Source organism: Sphingobium yanoikuyae, assembly GCF_013001025.1.
Taxonomy (GTDB): Bacteria; Pseudomonadota; Alphaproteobacteria; order Sphingomonadales; family Sphingomonadaceae; genus Sphingobium; species Sphingobium yanoikuyae_A.
In genome coordinates this window covers 665,110-681,346 of record NZ_CP053021.1, presented here as the reverse complement: position 1 = coordinate 681,346, position 16,237 = coordinate 665,110, and the positions used below count along the sequence as shown (strand labels likewise).

The following is a 16,237-nucleotide window of genomic DNA, read 5'->3' as shown; positions in this document are numbered from 1 at the left end:
AGGATTTCGGACGTTCCGCTATCCACCCCATTTTGTCATTCCCGCGTAGGCGGGAATCCATCCCCTGACCTTGCATCTGATCCGACGCTGTGGAGATGGATCCCCGCCTGCGCGGGGATGACGGTAAAAAAACAGGCCGTTGCTTAGCCACCCATCCATCTCCCCTTCCCGCTTTCGGACAGGGGGTGGGACATTCCGCCTCTCGACAAGGCGGCCTGGCTTTGCGATCCCTATCCCCATGAGGGAGAAGGAATTACGCCTCGCGCTCGTCTGTTATGGCGGGATCAGCCTGGCCGTCTACATGCACGGCATCACCAAGGAAATCTGGCACCTGACGCGGGCAAGCCGGGCCTTTCATGACGGGGTGGCACCGCGGGGGGCGAGCGAGGCGGTCTATCATCAGCTGCTTGCCGATATCGAGGCGGCGAGCGGCACGCGGCTGCGCGTCCTGCCCGACATCATCGCCGGCGCCAGCGCGGGCGGGATCAACGGCATCTTCCTGGCCCAGGCGATCGAGACCGGCCAGTCGCTGGAACCGCTGACCGCGCTGTGGCTGGACAATGCCGATGTCGACGAACTGCTCGATCCCGATGCCCGGCCCGCCCGCGCGCTGACCAAATTCTGGGCGACGCCGCTGGTATGGATGGCCGCGCGCCGCCCCGGCGACGCGGTCGAGCGCACGGTGGCGCCCGACACGCGCGAAGAGGTGCGGATGAAATTGTCGCGCTTCATCCGCTCGCGCTGGTTCGAGCCGCCCTTTGGCGGGGAAATATTCTCGACCATGCTGCTCGACGCGTTCGACGCCATGGCCGTCACGCCGGCCGGGCCGTCGCTGCTGCCCGACGGCCATCCGCTCGACCTGTTCGTCACCGTCACTGATTTCGACGGCCATGTGCAGAGCCTGAGCCTCAACAGCCCGCCCCAGGTGATCGAGACCGAGCATCGGCTGTCGATCGGCTTTCGCGGCCGGGGCGGCAGTGCAAGCGGCTTTGCCGATCCGGCCGAACTGGTCTTTGCCGCGCGCGCCACCGCCAGCTTCCCCGGCGCCTTTCCACCCTTCACCGTGCGCGAACTGGACCGGGTATTGAAGCGCCGCCACCGCGCCTGGCCCGGCCGCGACGCCTTCCTGGCGCGCGTGCTGCCGCGCCGGGCGGCACGGGGCGAGGCGGAGGACGCGGTGCTGATCGACGGATCGGTGCTGGCCAACGCCCCCTTTGCCCAGGCGATCGGCGCGCTCAAGAACCGGCCATCGCGGCGCGAGGTCGACCGCCGTTTCGTCTATATCGATCCCAAGCCCGGCCACCGGTCGATCCACCTCAACCGCGAGGGCGAGGAGGAGGTCGCGCCGACCGGCGAGAACGCCCCCCTGCCCGGCTTTTTCCGCACCATCTTCGGCGCGCTGTCGGACATTCCGCGCGAACAGCCGATCCGCGACAATCTGGAGGCGATCGACCGCCATTCCGCCCGCATCCGCCGCATGGGCCGGATCATCCAGGCGCTGCGCCCCGGCATCGAGGCGGAGGTGGAGGGGGCGATCGGCCGCATGCTGTTCCTCGACCGGCCGACGCCGGCGCGCCTGTCGGCCTGGCGCGGCAAGGCGCAGCAGCGCGCCGCCGCATCGGCCGGATTCGCCTTCCCCGCTTATGCCCATCTCAAGCTGTCGGGCATCGTCGAGGATCTGGCCGCGCGGCTGTTCCAGTTGAGCGGCGAGGATGCGCCGATGATGCGCGAAGCCTATCGCCAGGCGATCTGGAAGCAGGTGCGCGCGATCGGCGCCGACCAGTTGACCGAGGATGCCGGCTCCGCCGCCGCGCCCGTCCTGTTCTTCCGCACCCATGACCTGGCCTTCCGCATCCGCCGCCTGCGCTTCCTGGCGCGGCGGCTGGCCGAGACGCTGGAACTGGAGGCCGATGCCGACAGCGAGGCGGTGCAGGCGATGCACGACGCCATCTATCGCGCGCTCGCCCTCTACACCGAATGCGAGGGCAATGATTTCTACAATGACCATGTCCGCGCCGCCGCGGCGCAGGTGCCGACCGACGCCGGTGCCGCGCTGGAGGCGATGGCGCAGGCGCGTGGCCTGCGTGCCCGCGACGAGGCGGCCGACATGCTGCTGGCCGAGGCGCTCGCCAACCTGCCCAAGGCCGGGCGCCGCACCATGTTGCTGGCCTATCTCGGCTTCCCCTTCTCCGACATCGCGACCTTACCGTTGCTTCAAGGTGACGCTGTCGATGAATATGATCCGATAAAGGTCGACCGGATTTCGCCCGAAGATTGCACCGCCATCCGCGCCGGCGGCGCCAACGCCACGCTAAAAGGCATAGAATTCAACAATTTTGGCGCCTTCTTCAGTCGGGTTTATCGGGAGAATGACTATCTGTGGGGCCGGCTCCATGGGGTGGAACGCCTGCTGGATATCGTAATTTCCGCAATTCCTGCCCCAACCCGTCTTCCCGAAGGGGCGTTGCGCAACTATAGGCGGGCGGCGTTTCTGGCGATCCTCGACGAGGAAGAGTCGCGCTTGCCGCATGTTGCGGATCTGATCGCCGGACTGCGGGAGGAAATCGGGTGAAGGGGCGTTTGAAGCTGTTTCCGATGATGCTGGCGCTGGTGCTCGTCACCGGCTGCAAGGGCTCGTCCGATGACAGCGCACAGGCCGCCCCGGTCAGCACGCCGCAGCAGGTGGCCGTTGCCGTCGTCCAGCCCGATCCGCCGCCGCCCGCGCCCCCCGCCGTCCTGCCGTCGCGCCCGGCGCCGATCGTCACCGTCGGCCCGCCCGGCCCGACCAATTCGCTCGACCTGCCGCCGTCGAGCAATGCGGCCCAGCCCGCCCCCTTCCCGCGCGAAGTCACCGCCTTCATGGTCGACCGCGACAGCTGTGACCATTTCCGCGGCGAGGAACCCTATGATGCGGAACGGCGCGCCTATATCGAGGAAAGCGTCGCCGAACTCTGCTCCGGCACCGACGCGAAGCTGGCCTTGCTGCGCAAGCGCTACGAAAAAATGCCGGACGTCATCAGCGCGCTGAGCAGCTATGACGCCCGGATCGAGGGCGAGGAACCCTGAGGCCGCTTCAGGGTGACGGCGGCGTTTCGAGCGACTGAAGCGCGTTCAGCCGGAACGCATAGATGCTGCCACGACCGCCAATCTGGCCATTTCCTCCAGCTTGGCCGGCACGTCCCGCTTTGCCATCATCGCCATCGCGCCCGCCGCTACACATGCCCGGCCGCGAACCATGCGACCCGTGCGATCCGCCTGCACCAGCGGCTCCCGCTCCGCCGCCTTTTCCAGCCGCTCCACCACTTGTCAAAATGTCGCCCGCAGTAAAGATATCCGTCACCACGGGCAGGCCGATGACATAGACACGACCGCCATTGCCGCCATTTCCTCCTGCGCCGCCATTCCCGCCCGAACCACCGCGCCCACCATTGCCTCCATTGCCGGGGCCACTCTTGCAGATCTTCCAACTCGCTCGTCCGTCTCTACCATCCGCGCCGGCTCCGCCTTTGCCGCCCGAACCGCCGGCTCCCCCCGCGCCGCCCGGCACGCCTCGAAAATCAACGGCAATGCGCGCCTGGTTGATCTGCTCTGGTGTATTGATCGCCTCCAGCCGCCCAGCGACAATATAGATGTCGGGCACCGCGGTCGTGCCACCGGGGCGGCCATCGGTGCCACTGCCGCCCTGACCACCCGGACCACCATTTGCACCCGTGCGCTTGCCCTTGCGCCCGCCAGCGCCGGTTGCGCCAGCTTGGCCCTTCGACCCTGCCAGCAGCGCCATGTTGCGTTGAATGCTCAGCAAAGATTGCGGGTCTTCGATCCGCATCCGTCTGGCAAACAGCAATACCCAGGGGTGTGCGCCGGTAAATTCGATCGTCGAATTTTTCTTGAAAACCATTTCGTTGGCAGCGATCGTCTGGCCCTTCACCTTTTCGACGCCCCGTATCTGCACCGTCTCCGTGGCCCAATAGGCCCGGCCGATCGCGGCGCGCACGTCCGGCGGCAACGCGGCCAGATCGGCGGTCTCGATCGCCGCCCGCGCCTCGGCCATCGGAGCAGCCTCCTGCGCCTGCCCCGGCAGCGGCGCCATGACGCCCAGCAGCAACCATCCGATCCTCTTCATGACAGCCTTCGTCCACGCGCCGGCGCCTGTGCCGGCGGCGTGATGAAGGCCCGGATCAGCGCCTCTTTTCAATTGGCTGGACCAGACAAGATCATCCGCTTTGGAGCATCCTCAACGGATCATCCCGCTATCCGACCCCGCTGCATGATGACATTTCGATATCGTAACAAGGACATGGACGAACGCGCACCCGCGCCCGCGCGCCCATGCCCTTGCGCCTATTCGGATCAGCTTGTTGTCAGGCGGCGACCGCCAGGCAGGCTTCCCTGATGTCGCGGGCCAGTTCGTCGACCCGCTCCACCTGCGCATCCCAGGCGAACATGAATCGCGCGCCGCCGCCGATGAAGGTGTAGAAACGCCAGCCGCGCGCACGCAATGCGTCCAGCACCTCCGCGGGGGCCGACAGGAACAGCGCGTTGGCCTCCACCGGGAAGATCGGGCTGACATCGGGCAAGTCGGCGATCGCCGCCGCCAGCCGGCGCGCGCAATCATTGCCATGGCGGGCGTTGCGCAGCCAGGCACCGCTTTCCAGCAGGCCGATCCACGGCGCCGACAGGAAACGCATCTTCGACGCCAGCTGTCCCGCCTGCTTGCAGCGATAGTCGAAATCCTGCGCCAGCGCGCGGTCGAAGAAGATCACCGCCTCGCCCACGGCCATGCCATTCTTGGTGCCGCCAAAGCAGAGCACGTCGACGCCCGCCTTCCAGCTGATCTCCGCCGGATCGCAGCCCAGGCTGGCGCAGGCATGGGCGAAGCGCGCGCCGTCCATGTGCAGTTTCAGCCCCAGTTCGCGGCACACGGCGGAAATCGCGCGCACTTCCTCGACCGTGTAGACAAGGCCGGTCTCGGTCGGCTGGGTGATGGTGACGACGCGCGGCTTGGGGAAATGGATGTCGGACCGGCTGGTCGCCAGTTGCCGGATCGCATCCGGCGTCAGCTTGCCGTCGACCGAGGGCGCGGCAAGCAGCTTCGACCCGTTGGAGAAGAATTCCGGCGCGCCGCATTCGTCGGTCTCGACATGGGCGGCGGTCGAACAGATCACGCTATGATAGGATTGGCACAGCGCCGCGAGCGCCAGCGAATTGGCGGCGGTGCCGTTGAAGACGAAGAACACCTCCGCATCGCCGCCGAACAGGGTGCGGAAATTGTCGGCCGCGCGCTGCGTCCATTCATCCTCGCCATAGGCCGTTGCCGATCCGCTGTTCGCCGCGAGCATCGCATCGAGTGCCTCGGGGCAGGCCCCGGCATAATTGTCGCTGGCAAATTGCTGTGTGGAAATGGGCACGTCATGCTTCCGTCTGCTGGTGTGTGACCAAGCATCGGATCAACGTCGTCGTGGCTGCATGTCCCGTTGGATTGCCGGTCCGGCCACATCCCCCTCTTTCGAAAGGCACCACCTTGCTCGGGGAGCAGGTTGGTGTCGGACGTTGGCCCGACTCTTGATGTTGCCGGGGCGATTATCGGCCGGGCGATGCCGCGTCAAGCGTCAGCGCAGCAGTGCCTCTATCCCCTTCGCCAGATCGATGTCCCGTTGCGACAGGCCGCCGGCATCATGGGTGGTGAGCGTGATTTCGACGCGGTTATAGACGTTGGACCATTCGGGATGATGGTCCGCCTTTTCCGCCAGCAGCGCGACGCGCGTCATGAAGCCGAAGGCGGCGACGAAGTCGGGAAAGGTGAAGCTGCGCGCGATCCCGTCCGGTTCGGCGACCGCCGTCCATTCGGGCAAATCCGCCAGCGCGATCGCCCGTTCCGTTTCGTTCAGTCTGGCAAGCATTTCTCTATCCTGCGTTATTTCTTTCGCCTATGTGACAGCCATGCCTGACACTGGTCAATCGTTCCGCTTCGCCCCTACCCCACAGGAAATCGAGACACTCGCGCTGGAGGCCCTGAGCCGCCTGCCCGAGCCCTTCCGTTCCTATCTCTCCAATGTCGTGATGCTGGTCGAGGATTTCGCCGACCCCGATGTCCTGAAGGAGATGGAGATTGACGATCCGTTCGGCCTGACCGGCCTCTATAGCGGCCGTCCCTTCGGGCAGGAGGCGCAGACCGGCGACCTGCCGCCGACCGTGCATCTTTTCCGCCGCCCGCTGCTCGACGAATGGGTCGAAACCGGCGTGCCGCTCGAAGCGCTCATCACCCATGTCGTGGTGCATGAAATCGGCCATCATTTCGGCCTGTCGGACATCGACATGCATGTGCTGGAGGATATGGTCGCCCCATGAGCGGCGCGGCGCTGCGCCTGTCGGGCCTGGCCTGTCTGCGCGGCGGACGCCTGCTCTTTGCCGGCGTCGACCTGGTGCTGGCGGCCGGCGGCAGCGCCTTGCTGCACGGGCCGAACGGCATCGGCAAGTCGAGCCTGCTGCGCCAGTGCGCCGGATTGCTGCCCATCTATGCCGGTACCATCGATCGACAGGGCGGCGTCGCGCTAGCCGACGAGCGGCTGGCGCTCGACATGGAATTGCCGCTCCACCGCGCGCTCGGCTTCTGGGCACGGCTCGACCGGGTGGATGCGGCCGCGCTCGACCGCGCACTCCTCGCCATGGCACTCGCCCCCTTGCGCGACGTGCCCGTGCGCATGCTTTCCACCGGCCAGCGCAAGCGCGCCATGCTCGCCCGCGTGATTGCCAGCGGCGCGGATATCTGGCTGCTCGACGAACCGGCCAATGGCCTGGACGATGCGTCGGTCGCGCTGCTCGGCGCCGCGGTGGCGGACCATCTGGCGGCCGGCGGCATCGTCGTCGCCGCCTCGCACCAGCCTTTGCCGCTGACCGATCCGGTTCGGATCGAGATGGCCGCCCATGTGCCGGACCCGGCGCAGGAGGCGTCATGCGACTGATCGCCCTGCTCGTCGCCCGCGACCTGGGACAGGCCTGGCGCTCGGCCGGGCTGTGGCTGCCGGTCGCCTTCCTGTTGCTGGTCGCCAGCCTCTATCCCTTCGCGGTCGGTCCCGACGCCGCCCTGCTCGCCCGCACCGGTGGCGGCATGCTGTGGATCGCGGCGCTGCTCGCCAGCCTGCTGCCGGTCGACCGGCTGGTCGCGCCGGATCGCGATGCCGGCATCCTGGACCAGATCGCGCTGCGCGGCATCAGCGAGGAGATGGTGGTGATCGCCCGGCTGATTGCCCATTGGCTGGGTTTCGGCCCGCCGCTGATGATCGCCGCCCTGCCCGCAGCCGCGCTGCTGAAGCTGGACGGCGCGACGATCCTGACGCTGGAGGCCGGGCTGCTGATCGGCACCCCCGCGCTTGCCGCGCTCGGCCTGCTGGTGGCGACGCTGACCGCCGGACTGCGCTCGTCGGGCGCGCTGGCGGGCCTGCTCGCCCTGCCGCTGGCGGTGCCGCTGCTGATCTTTGGCGCGGGCACACTGGGCGATGGCAGCGGCGCCGCGTTCAAATTCCTGGGCGCCGCCTCCCTGCTGCTGGTCGCGATCACACCGATCGCGGGCGGCGCGGCGATCCGCGCGGGCCGGGAATGAGGTTTGTGCAACGCGCAAGGCGTTGACATTGGCGGGCCGCAATGGTCCCATGCTGCATCGCAACAAACTCCGATAGCGGGGCATGCCCGCCAAGCGCGAGGTGCCCGATGCCCGATCCGACTGCCGAGCCGCAAAGCCGCCTGATCGACCTGGCCCTGCAGGGCGGCGGCGCCCATGGCGCCTTCACCTGGGGCGTACTCGACCGCCTGCTGGAGGAACCCTGGCTGCGGATCGACGGCATATCCGGCACGTCGGCCGGGGCGATGAACGCGGCCGTGCTGGCGAGCGGCTATGCCCATGGCGGCGCGCCGGGTGCCCGCCGCGCCCTCACCCGCTTCTGGAGCAAGGTATCGGACGGGGCAATGTTCAGCCCGTTCCGCCGCAGTCCGCTCGACATAGCGCTCGGCCGCTGGACGCTCGATTATTCGCCGCTCTATGTCGGCATGGACCTGATGGCGCGGCTCTGCTCGCCCTATGATCTCAATCCGGGCGGGTTCAACCCGCTGACCGACATCCTCAACGAATGCGTCGATTTCGACCATCTTGCCGCCAGCCCGATCCGCCTGTTCATCACCGCGACCAGCGTGCGCACCGGCCAGGCCCGCGTGTTCCGCAATGCGGAGATCACCCCCGACGTGCTGCTCGCCTCCGCCTGCCTGCCGACCATGTTCCACGCGGTCGAGATCGATGGCGAGGCCTATTGGGATGGCGGCTATTCGGGCAATCCGACGCTGACACCGCTGGTGCGCGACTGCGATTCGGACGACACCATCCTGATCCAGGTAAACCCGGTCGAGCGCGCCACCGACCTCTATGCCGCACGCGACATTGCCAGCCGATTGAACGAGATTTCCTTCAACGCCGTGCTGTTGCAGGAAATCCGGATGATGGCGCTGCTGCGCCAGGTCGCCGACCCCGGCCATGGCGAAGGCGAGAAATGGGCGAAGATGCGCATCCACCGCATCGCCAGCGCCGACATGCTGCAATTCGGCCATTCGTCCAAGCTGAACGCCGAATGGGCTTTCCTGTGGAAGCTCAAGAAGATCGGGCGCAAGGCGGCGGACGATTTCCTGAAGGATCATGGCCAGGCGATCGGCCGGGAATCGACGCTCGATATCGACGCGCTGCTCGCCCATGTCTGAGGCATTGAGCTTCCTAGGCATATTGGTCGCGCTCGGCGCGCTGATCGCCATGGCCTATCGCGGCTGGAGCGTACTGTTCCTCGCCCCGGCGCTGGCGATGATCGCCGCCAGCTTTTCGGGCTATCCGATGCTGGCGAGCTGGACCCAGATCTTCATGGTCGCCGCCGCGGGCTTCCTCGCCCAATTTTTCCCGCTCTTCCTGCTCGGCGCGATCTTCGCCAAGCTGATGAACGACAGCGGATCGGTGCGCACCATTGCCGACGCCATGATCGGCTGGCTGGGGTCCGGCCGCGCGATCATGGCGGTGGTGCTGGCCGGCGCGATCCTGACCTATGGCGGGGTCAGCCTGTTCGTCGCCTTCTTCGTGCTGGTGCCGATGGCACAGGCGCTGTTCCGCGCCGGCAACATCCCCCGGCGGCTGGTGCCGGCTACCATCATCCTGGGCACATCGACCTTCACCATGACCGCCCTGCCCGGCACGCCAGCGATCCAGAATGTCATTCCCATGCCCTTCTTCGGCACCTCCATCTATGCGGCGCCAGGCCTGGGCCTGATCGCCGCGGTCATCATGCTCGCCGTGGGCCTGGGCTGGCTGCTGCGGGCACAGGCGGCCGCCGCCGCCCGGCAGGAGGGCTATGATCCCAGCCTGTCCCCCGTGGCGCCGGTCGACAGCGCGCGGATGCGCGAGCATACGACGACGGCCTCCACCTTCGACCCCGCAGAGATGGACAAGGGTGCGCCCACCGACGACCGCCCTTCGCTCGGCATCGCCTTCCTGCCGATCGGCGTGATGATCGGCTGCAACCTCATCCTCTCGCTCTGGCTGTTCCCGACCTGGGACGCGCCCTTCCTGGCGGAGCCTTTATGGGGCAGCACCAGCCTGGGCGCGGTTGCGGGCATATGGTCGGTGACGGCGGCGCTGATGATCGCGACGCTCGCCATCATCCTGTGCAACCGGGCGCGCCTCGTCAGCCTGCGCAACAGCATCGATTCGGGCGCCAACGCCGCCGTGCTGCCGATCATCAGCGTGGCGAGCCTGGTCGGCTTCGGCGCGGTGATCGCGGCGCTGCCCGCCTTCCACATGATCCGCGACTGGGTGCTGGGCATGGGGGGCGGGCCACTGGTATCGCTGGCGGTGGCGACCAACCTGCTCGCCGCGCTCACCGGGTCGGCCTCGGGCGGGCTCACCATCGCGCTGGAGGCGCTGGGGCCGACCTATATGGACATCGCCGCCCAGACCGGCACCGATCCCGCCATCATGCACCGGGTGGCGGTGATCGGGTCGGGCACGCTCGACATATTGCCGCATAATGGCGCGATCGTCACCCTGCTGGCGCTGAGCGGCGTCACCCACCGCGAATCCTATCTGGATATCGCCATGGCCGGCATCGTCAGCTCGCTTGCGGCACTGGTCGCCGTCATCCTGATCGGATCGACGATCGGCAGCTTCTGATCCCTTCGCTCCTTGGCCGGGTCGACAGGCGCGCGCGCATCGGCCATGGGCTGCGCCATGTTCGGCATTATCGCATCCCTGTTGTTCGTCCTGATCTGGTCCACCGGCTTCATCGTCGCCCGCGCGATGGTGCCCCATGGCGCGCCGGAGCTGATCCTGGCCGCGCGCCTGTGCCTGACCGCGCTGCTGCTGGGCGCGCTGGCGCTGCATGGGCGCCAGCCCTGGCCGCGCGGCCGGCAATTGGGGCTGCATCTGGCGGCAGGCGCGATGCTGCATGGCCTTTACCTGACGCTCAGCTGGTGGGCGGTCAGCCATGGCATGCCGGCCGGCATCATGTCGCTGCTGGGCGCGACCCAGCCGCTGATGGTCGCGGTCGCCAGCGTCGCGATCCTGGGCGAGCGCTTGCCCGCGCGCGCCTGGACCGGCCTTGCCATCGCCATCCTGGGCGTCGGCTGCGTGCTGATGCCGGCGATCGCCAAATCAGGCGCGGGCGCGATCACCCTGATCCCCGCCGTTGCCGGCATCGTCGCGGTGCTGGCGATGACCGGCGGCACGCTGATCCAGCGCGGCACGATCGGCGGCGATCCGATCTGGGTGTCGGGCGCGGTGCAGAATGCCGGCGGCGCGCTGGTGGCGATCGCCGCCACCCTGATCGTGGGCGAATGGCGCTGGGACAACAGCCCGATGATGTGGATCGGCCTTGGCTGGTCGGTGCTGGGCCTGTCGGCGGCCGGCCTGTCGCTGCTGGTCTGGCTGGTGCGCACCCAGGGGCCGACGCGCATGTCGATGCTGTTGCTGCTGGTGCCGCCGCTCGCCGCGGTCGAGGCCTGGCTGCTGTTCGGCGAGAAGCTCGGCCCGGTGCAGATCGCCGGCTTCGCGCTGGCGTTGGGCGGCGTGCTACTGGGCCGGTCGCAGCCCAAGCGGACCGAGGTGGTGGAGCCAGCCTGAACCGCCACCGCGCCGTCACAGGTTCGTCACATCCTGCAACATGGCGGTCATGATCGCGCGCTAGGGCGGGTCATGAGCAAATCCGGCCGCACCCCGCCGCTTCCCTCGATCCTGTCGCAGGCGACGGACATGCAGATGCAGATGACCCTGCGCCAGGTCGGCTTTGGCGCGCCGTCCGCCAATGCCGTGCCCCATGTGCCGCCCAAGCCGGCTCCAGCGCCGCGCGACGACAGCGCGCTCGCGCTCAAACGGCGCGACTGGCTGCTGAATGTCATGGAGCAGCAGCGCGCCCTGTCCCCCTACGCCTCCGGCCTGCTGACCGCCGACGCGCTGTCGGGCGAGGATTTCCTGCATAATTTCTATGCGCCCGGCCGCCCGGTCCTGATCAGGGGGGCGATGGACGGCTGGCCCGCCCGCGCAAAATGGACGCCGGATTATCTGGCCGATGCCATTGGCGGGGCGGAAATCGAATATCAGGGCGGCCGCGCACAGGCCGCCGACTATGAGCTGGCCAAGGACCGGCACAAGCGCCGCGCGCCCTTTCGCCAGTTCATCGACCTGGTGCGCGACGGCGGCAATGACGCCTATCTGACCGCCTATAACAGCGCGGCGAACGGCCCGGCCCTTGCGTCGCTACAGGCCGACCTTGGCCATCCCGACGCCTATCTGGCGCCGACGCCCGGCATGTTGTGGATCGGCGGCGCGGGCGCCTTCACCCCGCTGCATTTCGACCTCACCAACAATCTGCTGGCGCAGGTGACGGGCACCAAGCATGTCATCCTGGTGCCGCCATCGCAGACCCATCGGCTGGCGCATAACCGCCATGTCTTCAGCGATGTCGGCGACCTCACCGATCCGGCGCGGCTGGCTCGATACCCGCGCGCCCGCGACGTTCTGCGCTACGAGGTGCGGCTGACGCCGGGCGACCTGCTCTTCATCCCGATCGGCTGGTGGCATCAGGTCCGGTCGGAAAGCTTCTCGACCATGCTGACCTACACGCATTTCCACTGGCCCAATGCGGGCCATGAAAATTATCCGAAGGATTAAAGCCTCTTATCCTTCCCGCAGCCGCTCATGATGGCGGATCACTTCATCGATGATGAAGCGCAGGAACTTCTCGGTGAAGTCGGGGTCGAGATTGGCGTCGAGCGCGAGCTGGCGCAGGCGCGAAATCTGGCGTTCCTCGCGGCCCGGATCGGCCGGCGGCAGATCGTGGGTCGCCTTATATTCGCCCACGGCCTGGGTGACCTTGAACCGTTCCGCCAGCATGAAGACAAGCGCCGCGTCGATATTGTCGATGCTCTCGCGATAGCGCTTCAAAGTCTCATCCACCTGGCATTCTCCACAGCGGCATCGCGGCGGGAAAAGGCGTGGCTTTTCCGTTACTGCGATGCGTCAATCAATCGTCCGGCGCGCTTTTTGCGCCATTGCGCCGCGCAGGCAAGCTATTCCCGCTTGCCATCTGCTTTTTGCCCCGCCAGAGGACGCTTGTCATGACTGCATCCTCCCCCGGCAACGTCCACCCGATCGGCCGCTCCAGCGCCCCTTCGCTCGCTCCCATCATGGCGCTCGTCGCCGATGGCATGAACCAGGTGAACAGCGTGATCCTGGACCGGATGCAGTCGCGCATCCCGCTGATCCCGGAACTGGCCGGTCATCTGATCGCCGGCGGCGGCAAGCGGCTGCGGCCGATGCTGACGCTCGCCTGCGCCGACCTGGTCGGCTATGCCGGATCGCGCCATTACAAGCTGGCCGCATCGGTCGAATTCATCCACACCGCCACGCTGCTGCATGACGATGTCGTCGACGGATCGGGCCTGCGCCGCGGCCGCAAGACCGCCAACATCATCTGGGGCAACAGCGCCTCGGTGCTGGTCGGCGACTTCCTCTTCTCCCGCTCGTTCGAGCTGATGGTCGAGGCCGAGTCGCTCAAGGTGCTCAAGATCCTGTCGGGCGCATCGGCGATCATCGCCGAGGGCGAGGTCAACCAGCTGACCGCCCAGCGCAAGATCGACACCAGCGAAGAACAATATCTCGACATCATCGGCGCCAAGACCGCCGCCCTGTTCGCCGCCGCCTGCCGCATTTCCGCCGTGGTCGCCGACCGCAGCGAAGCGGAGGAACATGCGCTCGACGTCTATGGCCGCAATCTTGGCATCGCCTTCCAGCTGATCGACGATGCGATCGACTATGAATCGGACGGCGCCACCATGGGCAAGGATGCCGGCGACGATTTCCGCGACGGCAAGGTCACGCTGCCGGTGATCCTGGCCTATGCGCGCGGGTCGGACGAGGACAAGGCCTTCTGGAAGGCCGCGATCTCGGGCCATCGCATCAGCGACGAGGATTTGGCCCACGCCACGCAGCTGCTGCGCCAGACCGGTGCGATTGCCGACACGCTGGCCCGCGCCCGCCATTATGGGCAGCGCGCGATCGATGCTCTGGGCATGTTCGATGCCGGCAAGGCCAAAGCGGCCCTTACCGAAGCGGTCGAATTCGCGATAGCACGGGCATACTGAGGAACGAGCGGACTCGCTCGTTCCTCCCATCATCGTCCCGGCCTGACCGCGAAGTCCTTTCGCATCCTTTCGGCTGCGGAAATTTAGGGCTGTTGCGCGCGTGATCCTCTCCCCCGAAACCATCGCCTTCCTCATGGCCGCCGCCTTCATGGCCGGCTGCATCGACGCGATGGCGGGCGGGGGTGGCCTCATTGCCCTGCCCGCGCTGCTTGCCGCCGGCGTGCCGCCGGTGCCGGCGGTCGCCACCAACAAGCTGCAAAGCTGCCTCGGCACCTTCGGCGCCTGCGTCGCCTATGCCCGGCGCGGACATATGGACCTTGCGACCTACAAGGGGCCGGTGATCGCCGCCTTCATCGGGTCGATCGGCGGGGCCTGGCTGCTGCAACGGGTCGATCCGTCGATCCTGGCCGGACTGATGCCCGCGCTGCTGATCGCCATGGCGGCCTATTTCACCTTCTCGCCCAAGCTCAGCGATGCCGATCGCCATGCCCGCGTCGGCATGTGGGGCCTGTCCGGCATGATCGGCGTGGTCGGCTTCTATGACGGCTTCTTCGGACCCGGCGCCGGCGCCTTCTACACCACCATCTTCATCGCGCTGGGCGGCCTGTCGCTGCTGCGCGCCACCGCCCAGACCAAGGCCGCCAATTTCGCCTCCAATGTCGCGGGATTGCTGACCATGGTGGCGGGCGGCCATGTCATCTGGATCGCCGGCCTCGCCATGGCGGTCGGATCAATCACGGGCGGCCAGATCGGATCGCACCTTGCCATGCGGTTCGGCTCGAAGCTGATCAAGCCATTGCTCATCATCATGTCGCTGGCGCTGACGACCAAGATGCTGCTCGATCCGAAAAACCCGATCCACATCTATCTGTTCGGCTAGGCCCCCGCCCCTTCGCCGGGCATAGGGGATGTCCCCGTCGCTTCTCGGGATTATCCCCATGCAGCGTCGCGGCCCGCCCACCATTAGCCTTCCGCCGATCCATCATGGTCGGAGACTCGGCATGGCAAAGAAGAAACCCAATATCCTGGTCATCTGGGGTGACGATATCGGCTGGCAGAATGTCAGTGCTTATGGCCTGGGCACGATGGGCTATACCACGCCCAATATCGACAGCATCGGCTATGGCGGCATCCGCTTCACCGATCATTATGCGCAGCAGTCCTGCACCGCCGGCCGCGCCGCCTTCATCACCGGCCAATATCCGATCCGCTCGGGCATGGTGACGGTGGGCCAGCCCGGCGATCTGCTCGGGCTCCAGCCGGCCTCTCCCTGCCTCGCCGAAGTCATGAAAGGCGCGGGCTATCGCACCGGCCATTTCGGCAAGAGCCATCTGGGCGATCGCAACGAGCATCTGCCGACCAACCATGGTTTCGACGAGTTTTTCGGCAATCTCTACCATCTCAACGTGTCGGAAGAGGAAGAGCAGCGCGATTACCAGAATTTCGCCAAGGCCCATTCGGGCAGCGTCGAAGCCTATATGAAGAAATTCGGGCCGCGCGGCGTGATCCACAGCTGGGCCACCGATGTCGACGACCCGACCGAGGATCCGCGCTACGGCAAGGTCGGCAAGCAGAAGATCATCGACACCGGCCCGCTGCACCAGGAACGGATGCACGAGGTGGACGAAAAGGAATTCATCCCGCCCGCGCTCGATTTCATGCAGAAGGCCAAGGATGCCGACGAACCCTTCTTCGTCTGGCTCAACACCAGCCGCATGCATCTCTACACCCGGCTCAACGACAAATGGCGCTATGCGGCGGAGAAATACACGTCGGATGCGGACCTGCACGGCTCGGGCATGCTGCAGCATGACCATGACATCGGCATCGTGCTCGACTGGCTCAAGGAAAGCGGCCTGGAGGAGGATACCATCGTCTGGTATTCGACCGACAATGGCCCGGAACATTCCTCCTGGCCGCATGGCGCGACCACGCCCTGGCGCGGCGAGAAGATGACCACCTATGAAGGCGGCGTCCGTGTCATCTCGATGCTGAAATGGCCCGGCGTGATCGAGCCGATGCAACTCAAGAACGGTATCCAGTGCCATCAGGACATGTTCACCACCCTGGCCGTCGCCGCCGGCGTCACGGACGTGAACGAGAAGGTTCTCAAGGAGAAGAGCCAATATATCGATGGCGTCAACAACCTCGACTATTGGACGGGCAAGGCCGAGGATTCGGCGCGGAACCATGTGTTCCACTATAATGAATCGAAGCTCACAGCGTTGCGCATGGGGCCGTGGAAATGGCATTTCTCGACCAACGAGGATTATTACGGCACCATGGTCGGCCGCTCCAAGCCGATGGTCTTCAACATCCGCATGGATCCGTTCGAAAGCTATGACAACAGCGACTCCTACGGCCATCTGATCCAGAAGGTGGCGTGGCAGAACGGGCCGCTGGGCGAATTGATGAAGGAACATCTGACGACGCTCGCCCAATATCCGCCGGTCCAAGGCGGCAAGAGCTTCGACATGTCCAACGTCGTCGAACAGTTCATGAGCAAGGGCCACGACTAACCGTCGCACGCCAGCGCCGGAATAGACGCAATGCCCGGAGCCGCACGGCTTCGGGC

16 protein-coding genes and 1 riboswitch are annotated in these 16,237 nt (G+C 66.5%); of the genes, 12 read left to right on the top strand and 4 right to left on the bottom strand.

All coding sequences use genetic code 11. The features are described from left to right. The first annotated feature begins 238 nt into the window (after nucleotides 1-238). Nucleotides 239-2,572, top strand: a complete 2,334-nt coding sequence (locus tag HH800_RS03620) for a patatin-like protein (RefSeq protein ID WP_169860212.1) — start codon at nucleotides 239-241, stop codon at nucleotides 2,570-2,572. Beyond that, complete coding sequence (locus HH800_RS03615; protein WP_037512401.1) at nucleotides 2,569-3,066, top strand: hypothetical protein; 498 nt, start codon at nucleotides 2,569-2,571, stop codon at nucleotides 3,064-3,066. The genes HH800_RS03620 and HH800_RS03615 overlap by 4 nt, the downstream gene beginning before the upstream one ends. A 7-nt stretch (nucleotides 3,067-3,073) precedes the next feature. Here the strand turns inward: HH800_RS03615 and HH800_RS03610 are convergent, their stop codons facing one another. The 3 genes from HH800_RS03610 to HH800_RS03600 form a co-directional block, all read right to left on the bottom strand. Then, the gene (locus HH800_RS03610) at nucleotides 3,074-4,123 is read right to left on the bottom strand and encodes a hypothetical protein (protein ID WP_169860211.1); all 1,050 of its coding nucleotides are present in this window, start codon (nucleotides 4,121-4,123) and stop codon (nucleotides 3,074-3,076) included. 238 nt (nucleotides 4,124-4,361) lie between these two features. Further along, nucleotides 4,362-5,408: a threonine aldolase family protein gene (locus HH800_RS03605; RefSeq protein ID WP_169860210.1), complete on the bottom strand. Its 1,047-nt coding sequence runs from the start codon at nucleotides 5,406-5,408 to the stop codon at nucleotides 4,362-4,364. A 57-nt stretch (nucleotides 5,409-5,465) separates the two neighbouring features. Then, nucleotides 5,466-5,574: riboswitch (SAM-I-IV-variant riboswitch) on the bottom strand. A gap of 35 nt (nucleotides 5,575-5,609) precedes the next feature. Continuing rightward, entirely contained in the window at nucleotides 5,610-5,900 is a 291-nt protein-coding gene (locus HH800_RS03600; RefSeq protein WP_004207923.1) for a 4a-hydroxytetrahydrobiopterin dehydratase, read from the bottom strand. 40 nt (nucleotides 5,901-5,940) lie between these two features. Between HH800_RS03600 and HH800_RS03595 the strand changes: the two genes are divergently transcribed. From HH800_RS03595 to HH800_RS03565, 7 genes are all read left to right on the top strand, one after another. Continuing rightward, the gene (locus tag HH800_RS03595; protein WP_169860209.1) at nucleotides 5,941-6,348 is read left to right on the top strand and encodes a metallopeptidase family protein; all 408 of its coding nucleotides are present in this window, start codon (nucleotides 5,941-5,943) and stop codon (nucleotides 6,346-6,348) included. After that, nucleotides 6,345-6,962, top strand: coding sequence for a heme ABC exporter ATP-binding protein CcmA (gene ccmA / locus HH800_RS03590; protein WP_169860208.1), 618 nt, complete (start codon nucleotides 6,345-6,347; stop codon nucleotides 6,960-6,962). The genes HH800_RS03595 and ccmA overlap by 4 nt, the downstream gene beginning before the upstream one ends. Continuing rightward, entirely contained in the window at nucleotides 6,953-7,600 is a 648-nt protein-coding gene (locus HH800_RS03585; RefSeq protein WP_010336308.1) for a heme exporter protein CcmB, read from the top strand. Before ccmA ends, HH800_RS03585 begins: the two co-directional genes overlap by 10 nt. Before the next feature lie 107 nt (nucleotides 7,601-7,707). After that, the gene (locus HH800_RS03580) at nucleotides 7,708-8,742 is read left to right on the top strand and encodes a patatin-like phospholipase family protein (RefSeq protein WP_037517156.1); all 1,035 of its coding nucleotides are present in this window, start codon (nucleotides 7,708-7,710) and stop codon (nucleotides 8,740-8,742) included. Next, nucleotides 8,735-10,195, top strand: a complete 1,461-nt coding sequence (locus tag HH800_RS03575; RefSeq protein ID WP_169860207.1) for a GntP family permease — start codon at nucleotides 8,735-8,737, stop codon at nucleotides 10,193-10,195. The genes HH800_RS03580 and HH800_RS03575 overlap by 8 nt, the downstream gene beginning before the upstream one ends. Before the next feature lie 45 nt (nucleotides 10,196-10,240). Further along, a complete protein-coding gene (locus HH800_RS03570) occupies nucleotides 10,241-11,143 on the top strand; it encodes a DMT family transporter (protein WP_169863217.1) in 903 nt (300 codons plus the stop codon). A gap of 72 nt (nucleotides 11,144-11,215) precedes the next feature. Next, the gene (locus HH800_RS03565) at nucleotides 11,216-12,190 is read left to right on the top strand and encodes a cupin-like domain-containing protein (protein WP_169860206.1); all 975 of its coding nucleotides are present in this window, start codon (nucleotides 11,216-11,218) and stop codon (nucleotides 12,188-12,190) included. A 6-nt stretch (nucleotides 12,191-12,196) separates the two neighbouring features. Here HH800_RS03565 and HH800_RS03560 read toward each other — a convergent pair whose 3' ends face one another. Then, nucleotides 12,197-12,475, bottom strand: coding sequence for a chorismate mutase (locus HH800_RS03560; RefSeq protein ID WP_004207932.1), 279 nt, complete (start codon nucleotides 12,473-12,475; stop codon nucleotides 12,197-12,199). A 161-nt stretch (nucleotides 12,476-12,636) separates the two neighbouring features. Here HH800_RS03560 and HH800_RS03555 point away from each other — a divergent pair, with 161 nt between their 5' ends. The 3 genes from HH800_RS03555 to HH800_RS03545 all read left to right on the top strand — a co-directional run bounded on the left by HH800_RS03555 (nucleotide 12,637) and on the right by HH800_RS03545 (nucleotide 16,181). Then, entirely contained in the window at nucleotides 12,637-13,662 is a 1,026-nt protein-coding gene (locus HH800_RS03555) for a polyprenyl synthetase family protein (RefSeq protein WP_169860205.1), read from the top strand. Nucleotides 13,663-13,762: 100 nt separating this feature from the next. Continuing rightward, nucleotides 13,763-14,542, top strand: coding sequence for a TSUP family transporter (locus HH800_RS03550; RefSeq protein WP_010336303.1), 780 nt, complete (start codon nucleotides 13,763-13,765; stop codon nucleotides 14,540-14,542). A 121-nt stretch (nucleotides 14,543-14,663) separates the two neighbouring features. Continuing rightward, nucleotides 14,664-16,181, top strand: a complete 1,518-nt coding sequence (locus HH800_RS03545) for an arylsulfatase (RefSeq protein WP_169860204.1) — start codon at nucleotides 14,664-14,666, stop codon at nucleotides 16,179-16,181. Nucleotides 16,182-16,237 lie beyond the last annotated feature (56 nt).